This is a genomic window from Nostoc sp. (assembly GCF_036916655.1).
Taxonomy (GTDB): Bacteria; Cyanobacteriota; Cyanobacteriia; order Cyanobacteriales; family Nostocaceae; genus Nostoc.
The window spans coordinates 15,954-34,875 of sequence record NZ_JBALFY010000058.1 but is presented as its reverse complement, the minus strand read 5'-3'; the positions used below and the strand labels follow the sequence as shown (position 1 = coordinate 34,875).

The following is an 18,922-nucleotide window of genomic DNA, read 5'->3' as shown; positions in this document are numbered from 1 at the left end:
ATTCTTTACATAGGTAGAGGATTTTAGCGCTATTTTTAAAACTAAGGGACTTCCAAATAAAAAAATATTCAATTAACTCTTGTGGGGTGGGCAACATTGGATAATTTATTTCTTGTAGTTGCCTAATTTCTCTATGATAACCTGCGGAATGTGGGTTTTAACTCTATCCGCTCAATTAATTTTACGATGTCTCAGCAACAGCGCACCCTCCTAATTGTCGATGATTCGCCAGAAGATCGAGAACTCTATCGGCGATATTTGCTGCGCGATCGCGAATCTTCTTACACTATCCTAGAAGCAACGCTGGGACGACAAGGGCTAGAACTTTGGCAGCAACATCAGCCCGATGCTGTGTTGCTCGATTATCGACTGCCCGACATGGACGGACTGGAATTTCTGGCACAATTGCAACCCTCAATGCAACAGCCTTGCCTACCTGTGATTGTCGTCACTGGGCAGGGCAATGAGGCGATCGCAGTTAAGGCGATCAAAGCGGGCGCACAAGATTATATTATCAAAGAGCAAATCACCACAGAAGGGCTGCAAATAGCAGTCAATGGGGCAATTGAAACCGTGCGGTTACGCACCCAACTACAACAGCGTATTGAACGAGAGCGCGTAGTTGCACATATTACCCAGAAAATTCACCACTCGCTGAATCTGGATGAAATTCTTCAAACAACTGTAGCCGAAGTGCAAGAATTTCTGCACACCGATCGCGTCTTGGTTTTTCAGTTAAAACCTGACGGGAATGGCACAGTAATAGCAGAATCAGTTGGGACACAGTGGCGATCGCTGCTTTCGTCTACTATGTACGATCCCTGCCTTGCTGAGAGCTACATTGCCTCGAATCGACCGCAACCTGTCAGGAACGATCCCGCCCCGACCAAGAATTATATCGAACGTTATTATCAGGGGCAAGTAACGGCAGTATCAGATATTCACGATGGCAGTCTTGACCCCTGCCACGGTGAATTATTGGCACAGTTTCAAGTCAAAGCTCATCTGGTTGTACCAATTCTGCAAGACAACCAGTTTTGGGGATTGCTCATTGCTCATCATTGTACCTCCACTCGATTTTGGCAGCCCTTAGAAATTGACTTGCTTAAAGAGTTGGCAACTCAGATGAGTATCGCCTTACGACAGGCAGAACTGTATCAACAGGCACAGCGCGAACTCAAGGAACGCCAACAGGTAGAAGCAGAATTACGCCAGAGCGAACAACGGCTGCGATTGGCACTGTCAGCTTCGCGGATGGGAACGTGGAACTGGAACATTCAAACCGGGAAAATTTCCTGGTCGGATAACCTGGAAGCCTCATTTGGAATGGAGCCAGGAGAGTTTGACGGCTCATTCGAGATGTTTGCCGCGCGAATCTACCCTGACGATCGCGATCACGTTTTGGCAGCCGTCGAGCGTGCCATCGCCACCGGAGAAGACTATAACATTGAATTTCGAGTGGTATATCCTAATGGTACGATTCGGTGGGCACTGAGCCAGGGTAAGGTATTCTACGACCAACACGGGCAACCGATTCAGATGGCGGGTATCGATCTCGATATCACCGAACGCAAACTGTCAGCCGAAACTCTGCGCGAGAGTGAGGAACGTTTTCGGCAGCTTGCAGAAAATATTGATGCGGTGTTCTGGATCAAAGAAGTACCGGAAAATCGAGTTAGCTATGTTAGTCCTGCATATAAACGCCTGTGGGGATTGAACCCGCAAGAATTGTATCAAGGACAACAAGCATGGGTCGATCGTATCCACCCAGAAGATCGAGAAGCGATAGACAGAGCGTTTCATGAAAAAGCTGTCGTAGGTAAATTTGATGAAGAATACCGGATTATTTTAGCCGATGGTAGTACTCGCTGGGTTCACGATCGCTGCTTTCCCCTTCGAGATGAAACCGGAGAGATTTATCGGTTTGCAGGTATTGCCGAAGACATCAGCGAACGCAAACAGGCAGAGCAAGCCTTGCGAGACAGTGAAGAACGCCTGCAAATGGCACTGGAAGGCTCTGGGGGCGGTCTCTGGGATTGGAACGTTGTTACCAATGAAGATTATTTAAGTTCTCGATGGCTGGAAATGCTGGGATATGAGCCAGGAGATTTACCTGGGGACTTTAGCAGTTGGGAGCGACTGATTCATCCTGACGATAAAGTTTGGGTGATGGAACGGTTGAATGCTCATCTTCACGACGATTCGGTGTCTTACAAATTTGAATATCGAATGTTAACCAAGTCTGGGGAGTGGAAATGGATAGCCAACCACGGAAAGGTAGTTTCGCGCGATCGACAGGGCAATCCACTCCGCCTTTCAGGTATTCATCATGATATCAGCGATCGCAAACACGCAGAACTTGCTCTACGAAAGAGCGAAGAACGCTTCCGCACCTCGGTTGAAAATATGCTGGACTGCTTTGGGGTATACCGCGCTGTACGGGATGAGCGGGGACAGATTGTCGATTTTGTGACTGAATATGTCAATAGTGCGGCTTGTTTCAACAATCAAATGACTTATCAGCAGCAGATTGGACATGGGTTGTGTGAATTACTACCAGGGCATCGTGAAAGTGGATTGTTTGATGAATACTGCCAGGTAGTAGAAACAGGGCAGCCGCTCATTAAAGACAGCCTAGTTTATGAGGATGATTACGGAGAACAACGCTTAGTTAGAGCCTTTGATATCCGCGTGGCTAAATTTGGAGATGGATTTGTTGCCACCTGGCGAGATATCACCACTCGCCAACAAACCGAAGAAGCCTTGCGCCAGAGTGAAGAATTTAAAAACCGCATTTTAGACAGCAGTTCTGATTGCATCAAGGTATTAAACCTCGATGGGCGGCTGCTGTACATGAATACAGGTGGACTGTGTTTGATGGAAATTGATGATTTAAATTCCTATCTCAATAATGAATGGCTCTGTTTCTGGGAAGGCAGTTATCGGCAACAGGCAGAGGAGGCACTTGCTGCCACTAAAACAGGCAAAGTCAGCATTTTTAGCGGATACTGCCCAACTGTAAAAGGTACTCCGAAATGGTGGGAAGTGGTCATTAGTCCGATTTTGGATGCCTCCGGGCAGATGGAACGAATCTTGTTGATTTCACGAGACATTACCGATCGCAAAAAGATAGAACTCCTCTTGCAGGAGAGCGAAGCCCGGTTGAAATTGGCGTACAAAGCGACGCAATCGGGATTATGGGACTGGGACATTATCCGCAACAAAGCTCATGTATCTGAAGAGTACGTCAATCTGTTTGGGCTTGACCCAACCACAAAGGAAATCACCTATCAACTGTGGTTAAGTCTCCTGCACCCAGACGATCGCACCTCAGCTAATGAAGGGGTGAGTCGCACCATCCAGCAACAGGAAGAGTACTATGAAGATAACTTCCGCACTATACATCCTAATGGCATTCGCTGGTTAGCGGCTAGAGGTCAGGTTTTCTATGATGCTGCGGGCAATGCGGTACGGATGGTGGGTAATGTCCAGGATATCACCGATCGCAAACAAGCTGAAATTGAACGCGATCGCCTATTGCAGCTAGAACAAGCAGCCAGAGCCGAAGCCGAACGCGCCAATCGCATCAAAGATGAATTTTTGGCGGTTCTCTCCCACGAATTGCGATCGCCTCTTAACCCAATTCTCGGCTGGACAAAACTGCTGCAAACCCGCAAATTTAGTGAAGCCAAAACAGCCGAAGCCTTAGCCACCATTGAACGCAACGCCAAATTGCAAACTCAGCTGATTGATGACTTACTCGATGTCGCCAAGATTCTGCGCGGCAAACTCAGCATCGATGCTACTCCTGTGAATCTGGCATCTGTCATTGAATCTGCGATCGATACAGTAAATACAGCAGCCCTTTCCAAATCAATTGTATTGCATTCCGTACTGCCAAATATTGGGCAAGTCTGTGGAGATTCCAACCGCCTTCAGCAAATCGTTTGGAACTTACTTTCTAACGCCATCAAATTTACCCCCAAGGGAGGACGCGTAGAAACCCGACTAGAGCGAGTCAACGAGCAAGCACAGATTACCGTCAGTGACACTGGTAAAGGTATTAACTCAGACTTTCTGCCGTATATTTTTGAGTCATTCCGTCAGGAAGATGTCTCAATTACCCGCAAGTATGGGGGGTTAGGATTAGGGTTAGCGATCGTCCGGCAGTTGGTTGAGGCGCACGGCGGCACGATCGCGGCTGATAGTCCAGGTGAAGGCTTGGGAGCCACCTTTACAGTCCAATTACCACTGCTGAATATTGAACCGGAAATCAAGCAGATAGATGAGTTGCCACAACCAGCACTCGAACTCACGCGGATTAAAGTCCTCACAGTTGATGACGATCCCGATGCGCGTGAACTACTAACAGTATTGCTTACTGAATACGGAGCTACAGTCCTAACTGTAACCTCTGCGGCAGAAGTTTTAGCAAACCTAGAATCTTTTCAACCCGATGTTTTAGTCAGTGATATTGGGATGCCCGGAGTCGATGGTTATTCCCTGATTCAACAAATCCGCACCTTAACGCCCGAAAAAGGGGGAGAGATTCCCGCGATCGCTTTGACTGCTTATGCCAGAGTTGATGATTACGAACGAGCTATAACTAGTGGTTATCAACGACACGTTACCAAGCCTCTCGATCCAGAAGAGTTAGTTCAAGCTGTGGTGGCACTTGTACACAGTAAATTATAATTCAGTTTAATCGAAAGGTGATGCTACATAAACAAGTCCTTCAATCAATTCGGTTTTCTTGAGATTGAGTAAATCATCATAAAGACGCGATAAATCGCCGTCTCTACAAAAGAATAATTTCTGATATAACGTTTTGTTTTTAGCAAACAAATTTCTTGCAAAAGTCTCTTCACGCGGTAGAATAACGAAATTTTGCAAGAGGTCTTAATTATGAAACCATTTCTGTTTGTAACCGATTTAGATGATACCCTCGTATATCGCACAGTTGGCGATGACAGCGCTTTACCAGAACTAAATCAACTGCTGAGTCAACATCGCCAAGAATACGGGACTAAAATTGTTTATTCTACCGGGCGATCGCCTGTACTTTACAAAGAACTCCAAGCTCAAAAAAATCTTTTGCAACCAGATGCCCTCGTCCTTTCTGTGGGTACTGAAATTTACCTTGATGGTACTGATACACAAGATTCCGATTGGGCAGAAATCTTATCTCCGGGATGGGAACGCGAAGCAATATTATCTGTTACGGAGAAATACCACGACTTAGTACGGCAACCAGATTCAGAACAGCGTCCTTTCAAAGTCAGCTTCTTTTTAAAACAAAAAGCATCTGCGAATATTCTACCACAACTTGAAGCCGAGTTGCAAAAATATAAATTAAATGTAAAGTTAATCTACAGTAGCGATATAGACCTTGACATTGTACCCCGCACCAGCGATAAAGGTCAAGCAATGCAATTTTTACGCCACAAGTGGAAATTTGCAGCAGAACAAACAGTTGTCTGTGGTGATTCAGGTAATGATATTGCTTTATTTGCTGTAGGCAACGAACGGGGAATCATTGTGGGGAATGCCCGCAAAGAGTTACTCCAATGGCACAATGAGTATCCCGCAGACTATCGCTACCTGGCAAAAGGTTTTTGTGCAGGTGGAATTATCGAAGGCTTACATTATTTTGGTCTCTTGTAATGATTAGTTATCTAAAAGGTATAGTCGCTGGTATCCAAACAATTGGCGCTAATCGCGTGATTCTGACTCTGGAAGTGAATGGCTTGGGGTATGATTTGCAAGTTCCCCAACGGCTAGCCAATCAGTTACCAGATTCGGGAGGAGTAACGCAAATTTTTACCCATTTGCAAATTCGGGAAGAAGTGCCCTTTCTCTATGGCTTTGCTTCCCCAGCCGAACGCGATTTATTTCGCCACTTGCTGACTGTCACAGGGATTGGTGCAGCCTTAGCGATCGCACTCCTGGACACTCTGGAACTCCCAGATTTAGTCCAAGCAATTATCGCTGGCAATACACAAATCCTCATTCAGGCTCCAGGTGTGGGCAAAAAAATCGCTGAACGCATCTGTTTGGAACTGAAAAGCAAATTGGTCGAGTGGCGCAAATCAGCCGGGTTCTTCGTCGCCACAGGCGGGCCTGCACCCGGAATTCTCGAAGAAGTGCAAATGACCCTCTTCGCCTTGGGATACACTGCCCATGAAGTCAGTCACGCCCTGCACGTAGTCAGCGAAGACATCGGACTACCCAAAGATGCATACGTCGAAGACTGGATTAAACAAGCGATCGCTCATCTCAGTAGCGAACAAGTTTAATTGTCATTTGTCATTTGTCATTGGTCATTGGTCATTAGTTATTTTTCCCCTGCCTCCCCTGCCCCCCTTATGCCCACTGACCAAAAACAACTCATAATACAAGCCCCGAAATTTATTTATTATTTATGGGGATCATTAATTTTGAATTTTGAATTTTGAATTTTAAATTCGGAGCGAAGCGACGCGATCCTTATGCTTGGCTAGAACAGTCCTTAGCAACAATTCATCGGGCGGACTGGTATCGTTCGGTACAAACTATCGATGGCCGTCCGGGTGCAACGGTGGTTTTAGCTGGGCAAGAGGTAATTAATTTTGCCAGCAATGACTATTTGGGATTGGCTGGGGATGAACAGTTGATGGCAGCTGCGACGGCTGCGATCGCAAAATTTGGGACTGGTAGTACTGGTTCTAGATTACTCAGTGGGCATCGAGAATTACACAGGGAGTTAGAGGAGGCGATCGCATCTACCAAACAAACAGAAGATGCCTTGGTATTTAGTTCTGGGTATCTAGCCAATTTGGGTGCAATTACTGCCCTTGTAGGCAAGCGCGATCTCATATTTTCTGACCAGTACAATCATTCCAGTCTAAAAAATGGAGCGATTCTCAGCGGTGCAGCAGTTGTAGAATACCCGCATTGTGATGTGGAAGTCCTAAAAACTCAGTTGAGTCAACAACGGCAAATTTACCGACGCTGTTTGATTCTTACTGATACCGTCTTCAGTATGGATGGCGATTTATGTCCATTGCCTGCACTATTGGATCTTGCTGATGAATTTAGCTGTATGCTGCTAGTCGATGAAGCTCATGCTACCGGTGTATTAGGAAAAACTGGCGCTGGGTGTGTCGAACATTTTGGGTGTACAGGAAAGCAATTAATTCAAATTGGCACTTTGAGTAAAGCTTTGGCTAGTTTAGGCGGATATGTGGCAGGAAGTAGCGCCTTAATCGACTTTTTGCGGAACCGCGCACCCACTTGGATTTATACCACAGGGCTTTCACCTGCTGATGCGGCGGCAGCTTTAGCCGCAATCAAGATAGTGCAACAAGAACCGCAACGCCGGGACAAATTGTGGGAAAACGTACATTACTTGAAAAGTTTGCTGCAACAACAGTTACCCAATTTAAAATTACTGCCTTCAGAATCACCAATATTATGTTTTCAATTGCCTAGTGCCACAGATGCCCTCCAAGCTGGAAAACAGCTAAGAGATGCTGGCATTTTTGCCCCAGCAATTCGTCCTCCCACAGTGCCCACAAGTCGGATCAGAATATCTTTAATGGCAACTCACGAAGCAGCACATATTGAAAAATTGATAGCAGTACTGAAGGATTAATTGAATATAGTTTTATTGATTCCAAACTAATAGCCAAGAGAATTTAGCAGTGAATCTCAGTATTCGTGCCTTTGATACAAACTATTCTGTAACTGGATTATGTAATCGACCAGAGTCGGAACATACTCTTGACTCTAGCAAGGTTTTAGCAACAAGCTGCAATTTGCAACTTTTGTGGGAACCGACTGACTACATTGGAAATAACTCTCCTAATGGCTGTCCAACAAGTTCTGGTGGTAAGGTGATTTCTAGTGTAACTATCTTTGAAAATGGTATCGACTCTTTAGATAAGATTTTTGGAGCTAATGGTAATTTGCTTTTCGGTACGCCGATTGAGTTTCGCCGAGTTGACTCTATTCCTGAACCCTCTTTTACATTAGGAATACTAGCTATAGTTTTTTGGGGTACAAGCAAAATAATTTTACGCAAACATAAACAAAAATCGACAGTCAGCTAAGAGTCTCTGTTTAATTGCGATTAATTTAATTGCGATTAATTTTAATTCACCCACCTACCTCTTTTAGTCAGATTTGGTGTTGGAGATGGAAGCAAAAGATATATCGGATATTTAAAATCATCTTTAGTTTTGACATTTGTTATAAATTTGGGTCATAGCACTTCTTTAAGTTGAGTATTATATCATCAACAACCCAATATTCTGAATATAGAAGGTTAATGAGAAGTTCTCGTTTTCATTACTATATAACTGAGTAATTAACCTCTAACGAAAGAAGTTTTTTTAATAAATAAAAATCTATCTGTAGATAAATTACTAAAACTTGCAAACTAGCTTACGGTATGTAGAGCCTCTGCAATGAGTATTGGTTGTTCCAAGAACTTTTCATGCCCCATATTCATTATTCTCAATTAGTGCGTTATAGCATTACTGTATTAATTGTCACATGTGCGTTAATGCTAATGTTGATGCTAGACCCCTGGTTAAGCATGAGTGGAACTCCTTTTTTGCTATTTTATAGCGCTGTCATGCTGAGTGCTTGGTATGGTGGTTTGAAATCAGGGCTATTGGCAACCTCCTTGTCTGCATTACTGAGCAATTACTTCTTTATCCCGCCAGTTTTTGAGCTAAGTTTTGACCTCTCAAGTTGTCTGAGAATTGGATTATTTGCATTACAAGGATTGCTCTTTAGTATCATCTGTGAAGCATTAAAGACTGCTAAAAAACAGGCTGATGAAAATTTCCAAAAGCTGAGAGTTAGTGAAGAACGATTTCGATTAGCGTTAAGTAGTTCAGATATCACGATCTTTCAGCAAGATCGCGATTTACGATATCAATGGATTCATAATCCTCAAGGTTTAGAAACTGCTGAAGAAATGTTAGGTAAGTCTGATGATGAATTATTTCCAGCTGTAGCAGAGCAATTGAGGGCAATTAAGCTAAAGGTAATAGAGACTAGCATTTCAGCCCGCGAAGAAGTTTATCTGACAGTTTGTGGAGAAGACCGTTATTATGATTTACTAGTTGAACCGCTAAGAGATGTAGATAATAGCATTCAGGGTATTACCTGTGTAGGTGTGAATATTACTGAACGCAAGCAAGCAGAACTAGAAAAAGTTAGATTGCACCAAGAACTCCAGCAAGCGATTCAACAAAAAGATGAATCTCTGGCGTTACTTAATGCTTGGCTTACTAGTTCACCTGTGGCGCTGGCTTTTCTCGATACTGAACTTCGTTACGTTCACGCTAATGAAGCGCTAGCCGCCATTAACGGTGTACCCCAAAGTCAACATATTGGTCGCACCTTTCGGGAAGTACTACCGGAATGGGCGGCGCAAATTGAGCCTGTTTTTGAGCAAGTGATGGAATCTAGACAGCCCTTACTTGACCAAGAAGTAAGCGGTGAAACCTATCCGCCTGGGGTGTATCGTTATGGTCTTGTCAGCTATTACCCGGTGTGTTTACCGGATGGGCAGTTGTTGGGAGTGGGCATTAGTTCAATTGATATTACTCAACTCAAACAAACTGAGCAAGCATTACGCGAAAGCGAAGCGAAGTTTCGTAGCGTAGTTGAGTCAAACATGATTGGTATTGGCTTCTGGGATAGAGACGGTAAGATTACAGATGCTAACGATGCCTTGCTGAATATGGTGGGTTATACCCGTGAAGAATTAGTTTCTGGAAAAATTAATTGGCAAAAATTGACTCCTACAGAATATCTGCCACTCGATAAAGAAGCGCTAACTGAATTTCAAGACAATTTCTTTTGCACACCATATCAAAAAGAATATGTCCGTAAAGACGGCTCACGCTTACCAATTTTGGCAGGTGGTAGCCATTTTGAAGGGACTGTAGATCGAGGCGCTTTTTTTGTTCTCGATATTACAGAGCGCAAACAGGCTGAAGAAAGACTGCGCTATATTGCCGAAGTTAGTAGTTTACTCTCTACTTCACTAGATTACGAACAAACCTTAGAACAGATTGCTAAAATCTCAGTTCCCCAGCTTGCGGATTGGTGTAGCGTAGACATTTTAAATGATGATGGTTCCATTCGCCGCCTACCCATTACCCATGCAGACCCATCAAAAGCGGAGTTGGCACGTAGACTTCAAGAGTATGCAACAGATTACAAGGGTACAAGTGCAATTACTAGAGTATTGCGAACTGGGCAAAGTGAATTAATCTCAGAGTTATCTGACTCGCTATTAGTCGCAAGTACTCAAAATCAGGAACACTTAGAACTTGTTCGGCAATTGGGGATGAAGTCTGTGATGATTGTGCCGTTAATCACACAAGGGCGAATACTTGGCACTATCAGCTTTGTCAGCGCTCAATCAGACCGCCGCTACGATCGCACTGACTTAACTTTAGCAACAGAGATTACCCATCGTGCTGCTTTAGCAATCGAAAATTCCCGACTTTATCGAGATATCCAGCAGGCTTTAATCCATTATGCCGAATCTCTATCTCTTTTGGATGCGCTACTCGAAGCTGCTCCTGTTGCCGTATGCTTTTTAGATCGCCAACTGCGATATATCCGAATTAATCAGGTTTTTGCTGACATTAACGGTTTGACCATCGAAGAACATCTAGGACGCAAATTTTCGGAAGTGTTACCAGCGATGTCCGCTGAGTTTGAGCAACAGTTACAACGTGTATTAGAAACTGGAGAACCCCTGCTAAATGTCGAAATTAGTGGTGAGACAAGGGAACGACCAGAACGTTATCGCTACTGGTTGGGCAATTATTATCCAGTTAACAACGCAATGGGTGAAACAGTAGGAATTGGGATTATTTTGGCAGACGTGACAGTAGCAAAGCAAACAGAAGTAGCTTTACGAGAAGGTGAAGAAAGGTTTCGGGCAATGTTCGACCAGGCGGCTGTTGGTATTACTTTAGTAGCGTTGGATGGACTATTTATTCAGGTGAATCCTGCCTTCTGTGAGATTACTGGGTATAGCCATGAAGAGTTAATCCAAATCAACTTCCAAGAAATTACCCACCCTGACGATTTAGCTGTTGATTGGGAAAATGCTCGGCGAGTTTTGGCAAAGGAAATTAGTGGTTATTCCCTAGAGAAACGCTACATCCGCAAAGATGGTTCTATCGTTTGGGTAAACCTCACTTCATCAGTAGTTTGGGATGCTAACGGACAACCAAATTATGCATTAGGGATTGTTGAGGATATTAGCGAACGCAAACGAGTTGAAGCCACCCAAAACTTTTTAGTCGAAGCCAGCACCTTACTAGCTGCGTCATTAGATTATGAAATTGCCTTAAAAAATGTGGCGAATCTGGCAGTTCCAACCTTAGCTGACTGGTGTATTGTAGATGTTTTTCAAGAAGATTGGTCAAGTAGACAAATTGCGATCGCCATTGCCGATCCCACAAAACTAAATATTTTAGACGAAATCCGACTGCGTTATCGATCCAAAACCAGAGCCAAAGAGCTTGTAAAGCAGCTACAGCTAGGAATATCTGTCTTTTTACCCGAATTATCTGACTCTTATCTTGTACAGATGTCAGAAGACGAAGAAAATCTGCAATTGCTGCGAAGTCTGGGTATGCGTTCTGTCATGGTGATTCCAGTTCGTTCTCGTGGGCAATTATTTGGAGCCATCTCTTTTTTTACAGCCGAGTCAGGCCGATATTACCAACAAACAGACTTGGCTTTAGGAGAAGATATTGCTCGACGGGCAGCGATCGCCATCGACAATGCTAGACTCTACCAAGAAACTCAACAGGCAAAACAGGCCGCTGAAAGGTCTGTCAATCGCACAGTACTTTTACAAAAGATAACTGCTGCCTTCTCGGAAGCCTTAACTCCCCAACAGGTGACTGATGTGGTGGTAAACCAAGGCATTGCCGCTTTAGAAGCTACTGGCGGTTGCGTTGTCTTACTTACTGAAGGAAATACTACCCTAAAAGTTGTGCAAGCAATTGGCTATCCGCAAACGCTCATAAATACTTGGACAAGTTTTCCGATTACAGCACCTAACCAAATAGCAGAAACAGTTAGAACTGGGCAGCCGATTTTTTTAGAAAATTTAGCAGCCATGATTGCTAGATATCCCGACTTAGCAGATGTTGTGACTGTTATGGCGAATAATGCCTGGGCTTCCATTCCCTTGATAGTAGAAGGCAAAGTAATTGGGGCATTAGCATTAAGCTTTACCACTGTCCAAATATTTGATGAAGAAGACCGGGGATTTATGTTGACACTAGGACAACAGTGTGCCCAAGCGATCGCCCGCGCTCAACTTTATGAAGCCGAAAAGACTGCCAGGGCACAAGCCGAGACAGCCAACCGGATTAAAGATGAATTTCTCGCTGTCCTTTCCCATGAACTCCGAACTCCTTTGAATCCGATTTTAGGATGGGCAAAGTTACTTAGAACCCGCAAGTTTGACGAAGCTACTAAAATCCGGGCATTAGAAACAATCGAGCGGAATGCCAAATTACAAACCCAATTAATTGGAGATTTACTTGATGTTTCGCGGATTTTACAAGGTAAAGTTAGCTTAAATCTCTATGCAGTAGATTTGAAAGTAGCGATCGCAGCTGCCCTAGAAACGGTGCGTTTAGCAGCAGAGGCCAAATCAATTCAAATTCAAACCGTATTAAGCAATGATATCGGCAAAGTTCTCGGTGATGGCGATCGCTTGCAACAAGTAATGTGGAATCTCCTTTCCAATGCCGTGAAATTCACCCCCACAGAAGGACGAGTAGAAGTACATCTAAAACAAGTTGGGTTAGATGCCCAAATCCAAGTAATTGATACAGGTAAAGGAATCAACCCGGAATTTTTGCCCTACGTCTTTGACTACTTCCGCCAAGCAGATGCTAAAACAACCAGAGTCTTTGGTGGACTGGGATTAGGACTGGCCATTGTGCGCCATCTAGTAGAACTTCATGGTGGGACAGTTGAAGCAGAGAGTCTGGGAGAAGGACTTGGGGCTACCTTTACAGTCAGTCTACCTTTGCTGAAAAATTCTGAGTTGCGAGTCAGCAGTAGTGAGCCTTCTCAACCAGAACTCAGTAATGACGACACATTACTTGCGGGAGTGCAAATACTGCTTGTGGACGATCAAGCTGATGTGCGAGAGTTTTTTAGCTTTGTGCTGGAACAATATGGCGCGACGGTAACAGCAGTTGAATCAGCAGATGAAGCATTGCAAACATTAGCGCAATCATCGCCAGATATCCTGTTAAGCGATATTGGAATGCCCTTAATGGATGGCTATATGTTGCTGCGCGAGGTGAGAAAATTACCACCAGAACAAGGTGGACAAATTCCCGCGATCGCATTGACAGCTTATGCTGGAGAAATTAATTATAACCAAGCAATGGCCGCCGGATTTCAAAAACACCTACCTAAGCCAGTCGATCCGGTAGATTTAGCTACAGCGATCGTTAATCTCATTGGGGACAATTAACCAAATTAAGTTGTGGGGTAGGCAACATGAGCGCCCAGTTAGTTATGCAATCTAAATATGGAACAGCTTATAACAGCGATTGTGCAAACTGCCTACTGATTTGCAATCGCACTTAGTTACTTTAGTCATGTTTAAGTCGTGACATTTGCTAGATATCTTTTCTTGATTATGCAGAATATATTGACAATATACAAGTTAAGAAAAACAAGGACTAAAGGATATATGAACCGCTTAAAATCTATTCTTCTTGGTGGTTTATTAGCTTCTGTTTCAATTGCTGCTGTTTCAACTCATGCTAATGCATCTGAAGTCAAGTTTCGCAACGAGCATTTAAATACTAATACTATTGCTCTTAATAACACTAAACTAATTCGTGAACGTCAACTGCATGAACAGCAAGTTCGTGAACAAAAAGCTCGTGAATTACGTGAGCGCCAAGCTCGTGAACAAAAAGCTCGTGAATTGCGTGAACGTCAAGCTCGTGAACAAAAGGCTCGTGAATTGCGTGAACGTCAAGCTCGTGAACAAAAGGCTCGTGAATTGCGTGAACGCCAAGCTCGTCTTCATCACTAAAATTTGAATTTTTACTCGTGCGGTAAGCGATCGCGCAGCGTCTCCAAGAGTTGCTATGCCGTAGGCTTATCGCGCCGCATTCCCATCACCCTATCTCCTGTAAGATAGGGTGAGATTTTGTATTCTGTCCTTGAACTTTCTCCATCGCCTGCCAAGGCCATAAAGCGCTATTGCACTCCTCTTGTCTTGAAAATCGAGTGATGCCTATTAAGCTGTTACGCCTTTAATTTGCACCAATATTTTTCCAATATAATTGTGGGGTGGGCATCTTGCCCGCCCTGATAATGCAAGTTGTATACGTAACAGCTTATGTTCCCGGACGAGAGCGAATACCATCGGGTATATGATGGCGATCGCCTAATATTTCTAACAAAGGGCCATTAACGTCAAATTTAACCATACTTACCGACGCGACCAAAATATTCACCCGATAGCGATAGCGTCCTAAATCAATTCCCAGTAAACTGCAAAGCAGAATCCGAATCGTGGCTTTATGGGAAACTACTAAAACATTACCTTGGGGATGTTTTTCTTGAATTTCAGCAATTACAGGCATAGAACGGTTAGCAATATCTACCGCAGTTTCTCCACCTAGTGGTGCATTCCAAGCTGGCTCTGTGACCCATTTTACATAGTTTTCTGCGTAATTTTCTTGGGCAAACGATTTACTCTTAGTTTCCCATTCGCCGTAACTACCTTCTCTAAGTCCGTCACGCAACTGCATATCCATACCGATAGCATCACAAAATGGCTTGGCAGTTGCAATTGCACGCTTCATCGGGCTAACATAAACCCCTTCCCACTTCAATTGTTGATAAGCATCGGCAAAAGCGGATGCCATCTGCATCCCCTCTGTTGTCAACTCCGCATCAGTTTCGCCGCAGAAATTACCACTTTGACTAAAAGTAGTTTCTCCATGTCGCAGTAAATATAAATTGAGTGTCATAGCTTGTATGGCGATTGGGATCAAGGAGTTTGTACAAAGATAAACTACCATCAATCTCCGAATCGAGTCTGTGCCGCTAGGACGAAGTAATCAACCAAAAAAGTCAATCAACCACAAACTAATTCGTAATGACATAGTTATAAATTTTCTCGCTTACCTAAGTACTCTAGTTTGAGCCGGGATACGGATACCGTTGGCGAATCTCTCAAACAGCTAAACTGAACTGATTGAGAGCTTTCTGAGTAATTCATTCACTTGGTTTATTAAAAACTTCTAAAATCTGTCGGCAAATTTGTTTGAGCTTATCCGCAATTTCACCAGAAGGCGAAGATGCGCCGACAACATTCCAGTTTTCTACCGTCGAAAGTCGCCACGCTTCACCACGATGATCGAATCCAGCTACCTCTACGCCGATCGCACGGCGGGAATTGTTGATCGGATCTTGATAAAATCGGATTTGAATTAAAATGCTACGACTTCGCCAAGATTTGCTAATACCAGGAAAGTGAAAGCCAATATCTATAGAATCTGGATCGACTAACTCCCTGGTTTCCGGGTCATTTTTCCAGGGTTTGAGATCGGATTTGGCATCAGGAAACTCGAATTTGAACAAATTAACTACCGTAGCTATGTTGCTGGCGAGTTCAAGGTTCGTTGCCTGTTCAGCTGCGTTCACTAAAAAACACTCCTATATCGCGTCGGCATCTTCAAGGATGTGAAGACAGAAAAACCGCCAGAAGGCTTATATGATTGGTGTTTCAGCTTATCAAGAGCTTTGAGATTTAGCAACTCTAAATCATCTTTTCCTAACAATTTTCGTGACTAACAGAAGCCAAAAGTTGCTTTTGGTTGGGACTGGCTAACACCTATTAAGTAATTGTACTTAAAAATTCTTCAAAAGCAGATGGAACTCTGCCTTTTAGACAAAATATCAAGAGTTTGTGCAAAATCCTGAGTTGATGAGAACGATAAATTATTGCGCTAGCGATCTAAAATGACACTGTGAATCGGTAAACCAAAAGCAATTAAGTTGAATATATGGTGCGTCAACGCTCGATTTTTTCGTTTTTTCTAGTATTATTGGCCACATTTCTGATTAGTTGTGGTGGCCCTGGTGTTGCGATCGCACCTCCAACTTACACAGCAGTACAACTGGAAAAAATTCAGGCTTATGTTCCTGAAATTCAGGCTGTGCGCGATCGCTCAGAAGAGTTGACAACTCTAATAAAACAAGGTGATTGGATCAATGTGCGTAACTTTATACATGGGCCCATAACAGAAGCAAAGCTGAATCTGACTTATGTCACTCCCAACCTTCTACCCAAAGACCAACCCACGGCACGTCAAATAACGCGAGATTTTTTTAAAGACCTAGTTAAACTCGATAAAGCTACTAGTGCTGGGAATCCTCTAGTTGCCTTGAACCAATCCCAGGCTGCTTTCGCAGAGATTGACAAATTCCTCGATCTGCTTCCGAAAACAGAAAAAAGTTAAGAGTTAGGAGTTAGGAGTTAGGAATTAAAAATTTTTAACTTCTAACTTCTCACTCCTCATTTTAAGTACAAGTCATGAATGTAGTTATTATCGGTTGTGGTGTAGTCGGGGCTGCGATCGCTTACGAATTGAGTCTAGTAAAAGGACTGAAAATCACAGTTTGCGATCGCCAACCACCAGCACAAGCTTCCACGGGGGCTGCACTTGGCGTTTTAATGGGCGCAATCAGCCAAAAAATTAAGGGCAAAGCTTGGCAGATGCGGCAAACTAGCATCCAACGCTATGAAACCTTGATTCCTGAATTAGAAACTTTAACAGGCTGCAAAATTCCTTTTAATCGTCAGGGAATTCTCATGCTTTTGTCTGATTCCTCCCTGGAGGAGATGTCAGTATGGGAAAAACTAGTAGAAATTCGCCACTCTCAAGGCTGGAATTTAGAAATTTGGGACACGGCTAAACTCCAGAATATCTGTCCTCAAATTAATCACGAAAAAATTACTGGTGCTGTCTATTCTCCCCAAGATCGCCAGATCGATCCAACTGCCCTGACATTAGCTTTAGTTGAAGCTGCCCAGCAAAATGGTGTAACTTTCAAATTTGGGGTAACTGTTTTGGATGCCCCAACCTCAACACCTGAATTTTGCCATCAACTTGAAACTACAGAAGGAAAAATAGCTGCTGATTGGTTTGTAATTGCAGCAGGATTAGGTTCAACCCCACTAACGGCAAAATTAAATCAGATAATTGACATTCGCCCCGTACTTGGGCAAGCGTTGCAAGTGCGTGTAGGGCATCCATTCGGTAATCCCGACTTCCAGCCAGCGATAACGGGTAATGATGTCCATATTGTTCCTGTGGGTGGTGGAGATTATTGGATAGGCGCAACAGTGGAATTTCCCAGCAATGGCGATGATATACCACCCAATCAAGAACTGTTGGAATCTGTTAGAGAACAAGCGATCGCATTTTGTCCAGAATTAGCCACAGCAACTATTTTTCGCACCTGGTCAGGCTTACGCCCCCGCCCTGAAGGTCGTCCAGCCCCAATTATTGGTAAGTTACCAGGCTTTAGTAACGTCCTCCTAGCTACCGGACACTATCGCAACGGCGTTTTACTAGCACCCGCTACAGCTTATGCGATTCGTGAGATGATTATTTCTCAGGGAATGGGGGGATGAGGGAGCAGGGGAGGCAGAGGAGCAGAGGAGCAGAGGGGCAGAGGAGCAAGAGAAGAATAACAAACAATGCCCCATGCCCAATGCCCCATACCCAATGCCCAATGCCCAATGCCTAATTCCCAATGCCCAATATAGGAAAATAACGTGTCAATAAAAGAACATAAAATCAATGTAGATTCACTGGAATGGTTTTATCGGGAATCTTTACCAATCGGCAGAAGTGACTTAGCGCCTGTGTTGCTGCTACATGGCTTAGTTTCACAAAGTTACAGTTGGCGTCATATTATACCTGCTTTGGCGAATCAGGGGACAAGAGCGATCGCGCCAGATTGGATTGGTTACGGCTTTTCTGCTAAACCAGAAAAACGAGATTTTGCTTACACTCCCGATGCTTTTATCACAGCTTTAGAAGGATTTATTAGAGCTTTAGAACTTGAACATTTTTCTTTAGTTGTTCAAGGTTTTTTAGGTTCTGTAGGGCTACAATATGCCTTGCGTCATCCAGAACAAATTGCTAATTTAGCTATTTTAAATACACCAATTTCAACTGCTGCTAAATTACCCTGGAAAATTAAACAAATGGGTTTACCTTTGGCTGGTGAAGTCATGACCCAAGACCCTCTATTAGTTGATCGGACGCTAGAAGGTGGAAGCCGTTATCGCATAGGAGATAAAGATTTAGATGTTTATCGAAAACCATTTTTAAAAAGCTCTTCATCTGGTAGAAGTCTATTGTCAAGTATTCGCAACTTACAGCTTGATTCCGCCATGACAGAAATACAATCTGGCTTTAAAGAATGGCAACAGCCAATTCTGATTCAATGGGGTATGATTGACCCTTGGCTACCTATAGACATTGCCGAAAACTTTGCCAATTCCGTACCAAATACCGAATTAATAAAACTTAATAACGTCGGACATTATCCTCAAGAACACTACCACGAGGCGATTTTAGAAGACCTTTTACCCTTTGTGCGTCGTAAAGATGCTCATTGAGAATATAGCTTTGGCAAAAATCGATATTATAAAAATGAATGTCAGAATTCAGGAGTCAGAATTCAGGAATCAGAATCAATTAGTAGAGGGTGCAAAATCATCACTGTAGTCTACTAGATAGAAGATTGAGTGGTAAAATTAAAATGTTTTTTCTTGTTAGAAGTCCTCTTAATATTCTGAATTCTGTTAGCGCTGCGGGGCGTAGCCCAT

Annotated in this window: 12 protein-coding genes; 10 read left to right on the top strand and 2 right to left on the bottom strand. The window is 43.5% G+C overall.

The genetic code is table 11. From position 1 onward, the window contains the following. The first annotated feature begins 186 nt into the window (after positions 1-186). The 7 genes from V7L31_RS14370 to V7L31_RS14340 all read left to right on the top strand — a co-directional run bounded on the left by V7L31_RS14370 (position 187) and on the right by V7L31_RS14340 (position 14,098). A complete protein-coding gene (locus V7L31_RS14370; protein ID WP_334696853.1) occupies positions 187-4,695 on the top strand; it encodes a PAS domain-containing protein in 4,509 nt (1,502 codons plus the stop codon). Between the two features lie 210 nt (positions 4,696-4,905). Next, positions 4,906-5,664 (top strand): sucrose-phosphate phosphatase, encoded by a 759-nt coding sequence (locus V7L31_RS14365; protein ID WP_334696852.1) that lies wholly within the window; start codon positions 4,906-4,908, stop codon positions 5,662-5,664. Further along, positions 5,664-6,296: a Holliday junction branch migration protein RuvA gene (ruvA, locus tag V7L31_RS14360; protein ID WP_334696851.1), complete on the top strand. Its 633-nt coding sequence runs from the start codon at positions 5,664-5,666 to the stop codon at positions 6,294-6,296. The genes V7L31_RS14365 and ruvA overlap by 1 nt, the downstream gene beginning before the upstream one ends. A gap of 155 nt (positions 6,297-6,451) precedes the next feature. Next, positions 6,452-7,633 (top strand): 8-amino-7-oxononanoate synthase, encoded by a 1,182-nt coding sequence (bioF, locus tag V7L31_RS14355; RefSeq protein WP_334696850.1) that lies wholly within the window; start codon positions 6,452-6,454, stop codon positions 7,631-7,633. A 49-nt stretch (positions 7,634-7,682) separates the two neighbouring features. Next, on the top strand, positions 7,683-8,090 hold the full coding sequence (locus tag V7L31_RS14350; RefSeq protein WP_334696849.1) for a CpcT/CpeT family chromophore lyase: 408 nt from the start codon (positions 7,683-7,685) through the stop codon (positions 8,088-8,090). Between the two features lie 386 nt (positions 8,091-8,476). Beyond that, a complete protein-coding gene (locus tag V7L31_RS14345) occupies positions 8,477-13,525 on the top strand; it encodes a PAS domain S-box protein (RefSeq protein WP_334696848.1) in 5,049 nt (1,682 codons plus the stop codon). Positions 13,526-13,747: 222 nt separating this feature from the next. Beyond that, positions 13,748-14,098: a hypothetical protein gene (locus tag V7L31_RS14340; RefSeq protein WP_334696847.1), complete on the top strand. Its 351-nt coding sequence runs from the start codon at positions 13,748-13,750 to the stop codon at positions 14,096-14,098. Positions 14,099-14,405: 307 nt separating this feature from the next. On the opposite strand, the gene V7L31_RS14335 is transcribed toward V7L31_RS14340, so the two are convergent. Together V7L31_RS14335 and V7L31_RS14330 are read right to left on the bottom strand one after the other, a co-directional pair. Then, positions 14,406-15,044: a histidine phosphatase family protein gene (locus V7L31_RS14335; RefSeq protein ID WP_334696846.1), complete on the bottom strand. Its 639-nt coding sequence runs from the start codon at positions 15,042-15,044 to the stop codon at positions 14,406-14,408. 247 nt (positions 15,045-15,291) lie between these two features. Then, the gene (locus V7L31_RS14330; protein ID WP_334696845.1) at positions 15,292-15,720 is read right to left on the bottom strand and encodes a hypothetical protein; all 429 of its coding nucleotides are present in this window, start codon (positions 15,718-15,720) and stop codon (positions 15,292-15,294) included. A 362-nt stretch (positions 15,721-16,082) separates the two neighbouring features. On the opposite strand from V7L31_RS14330, the gene psbQ reads away from it, so the two are divergent. The 3 genes from psbQ (at position 16,083) to V7L31_RS14315 (ending at position 18,712) form a co-directional block, all read left to right on the top strand. Further along, the gene (gene psbQ / locus V7L31_RS14325; RefSeq protein WP_334696844.1) at positions 16,083-16,538 is read left to right on the top strand and encodes a photosystem II protein PsbQ; all 456 of its coding nucleotides are present in this window, start codon (positions 16,083-16,085) and stop codon (positions 16,536-16,538) included. Positions 16,539-16,612: 74 nt separating this feature from the next. Next, positions 16,613-17,716 (top strand): NAD(P)/FAD-dependent oxidoreductase, encoded by a 1,104-nt coding sequence (locus V7L31_RS14320; RefSeq protein WP_334696843.1) that lies wholly within the window; start codon positions 16,613-16,615, stop codon positions 17,714-17,716. Positions 17,717-17,860: 144 nt separating this feature from the next. Beyond that, positions 17,861-18,712, top strand: coding sequence for an alpha/beta fold hydrolase (locus V7L31_RS14315; RefSeq protein ID WP_334696842.1), 852 nt, complete (start codon positions 17,861-17,863; stop codon positions 18,710-18,712). Positions 18,713-18,922: the final 210 nt, after the last annotated feature.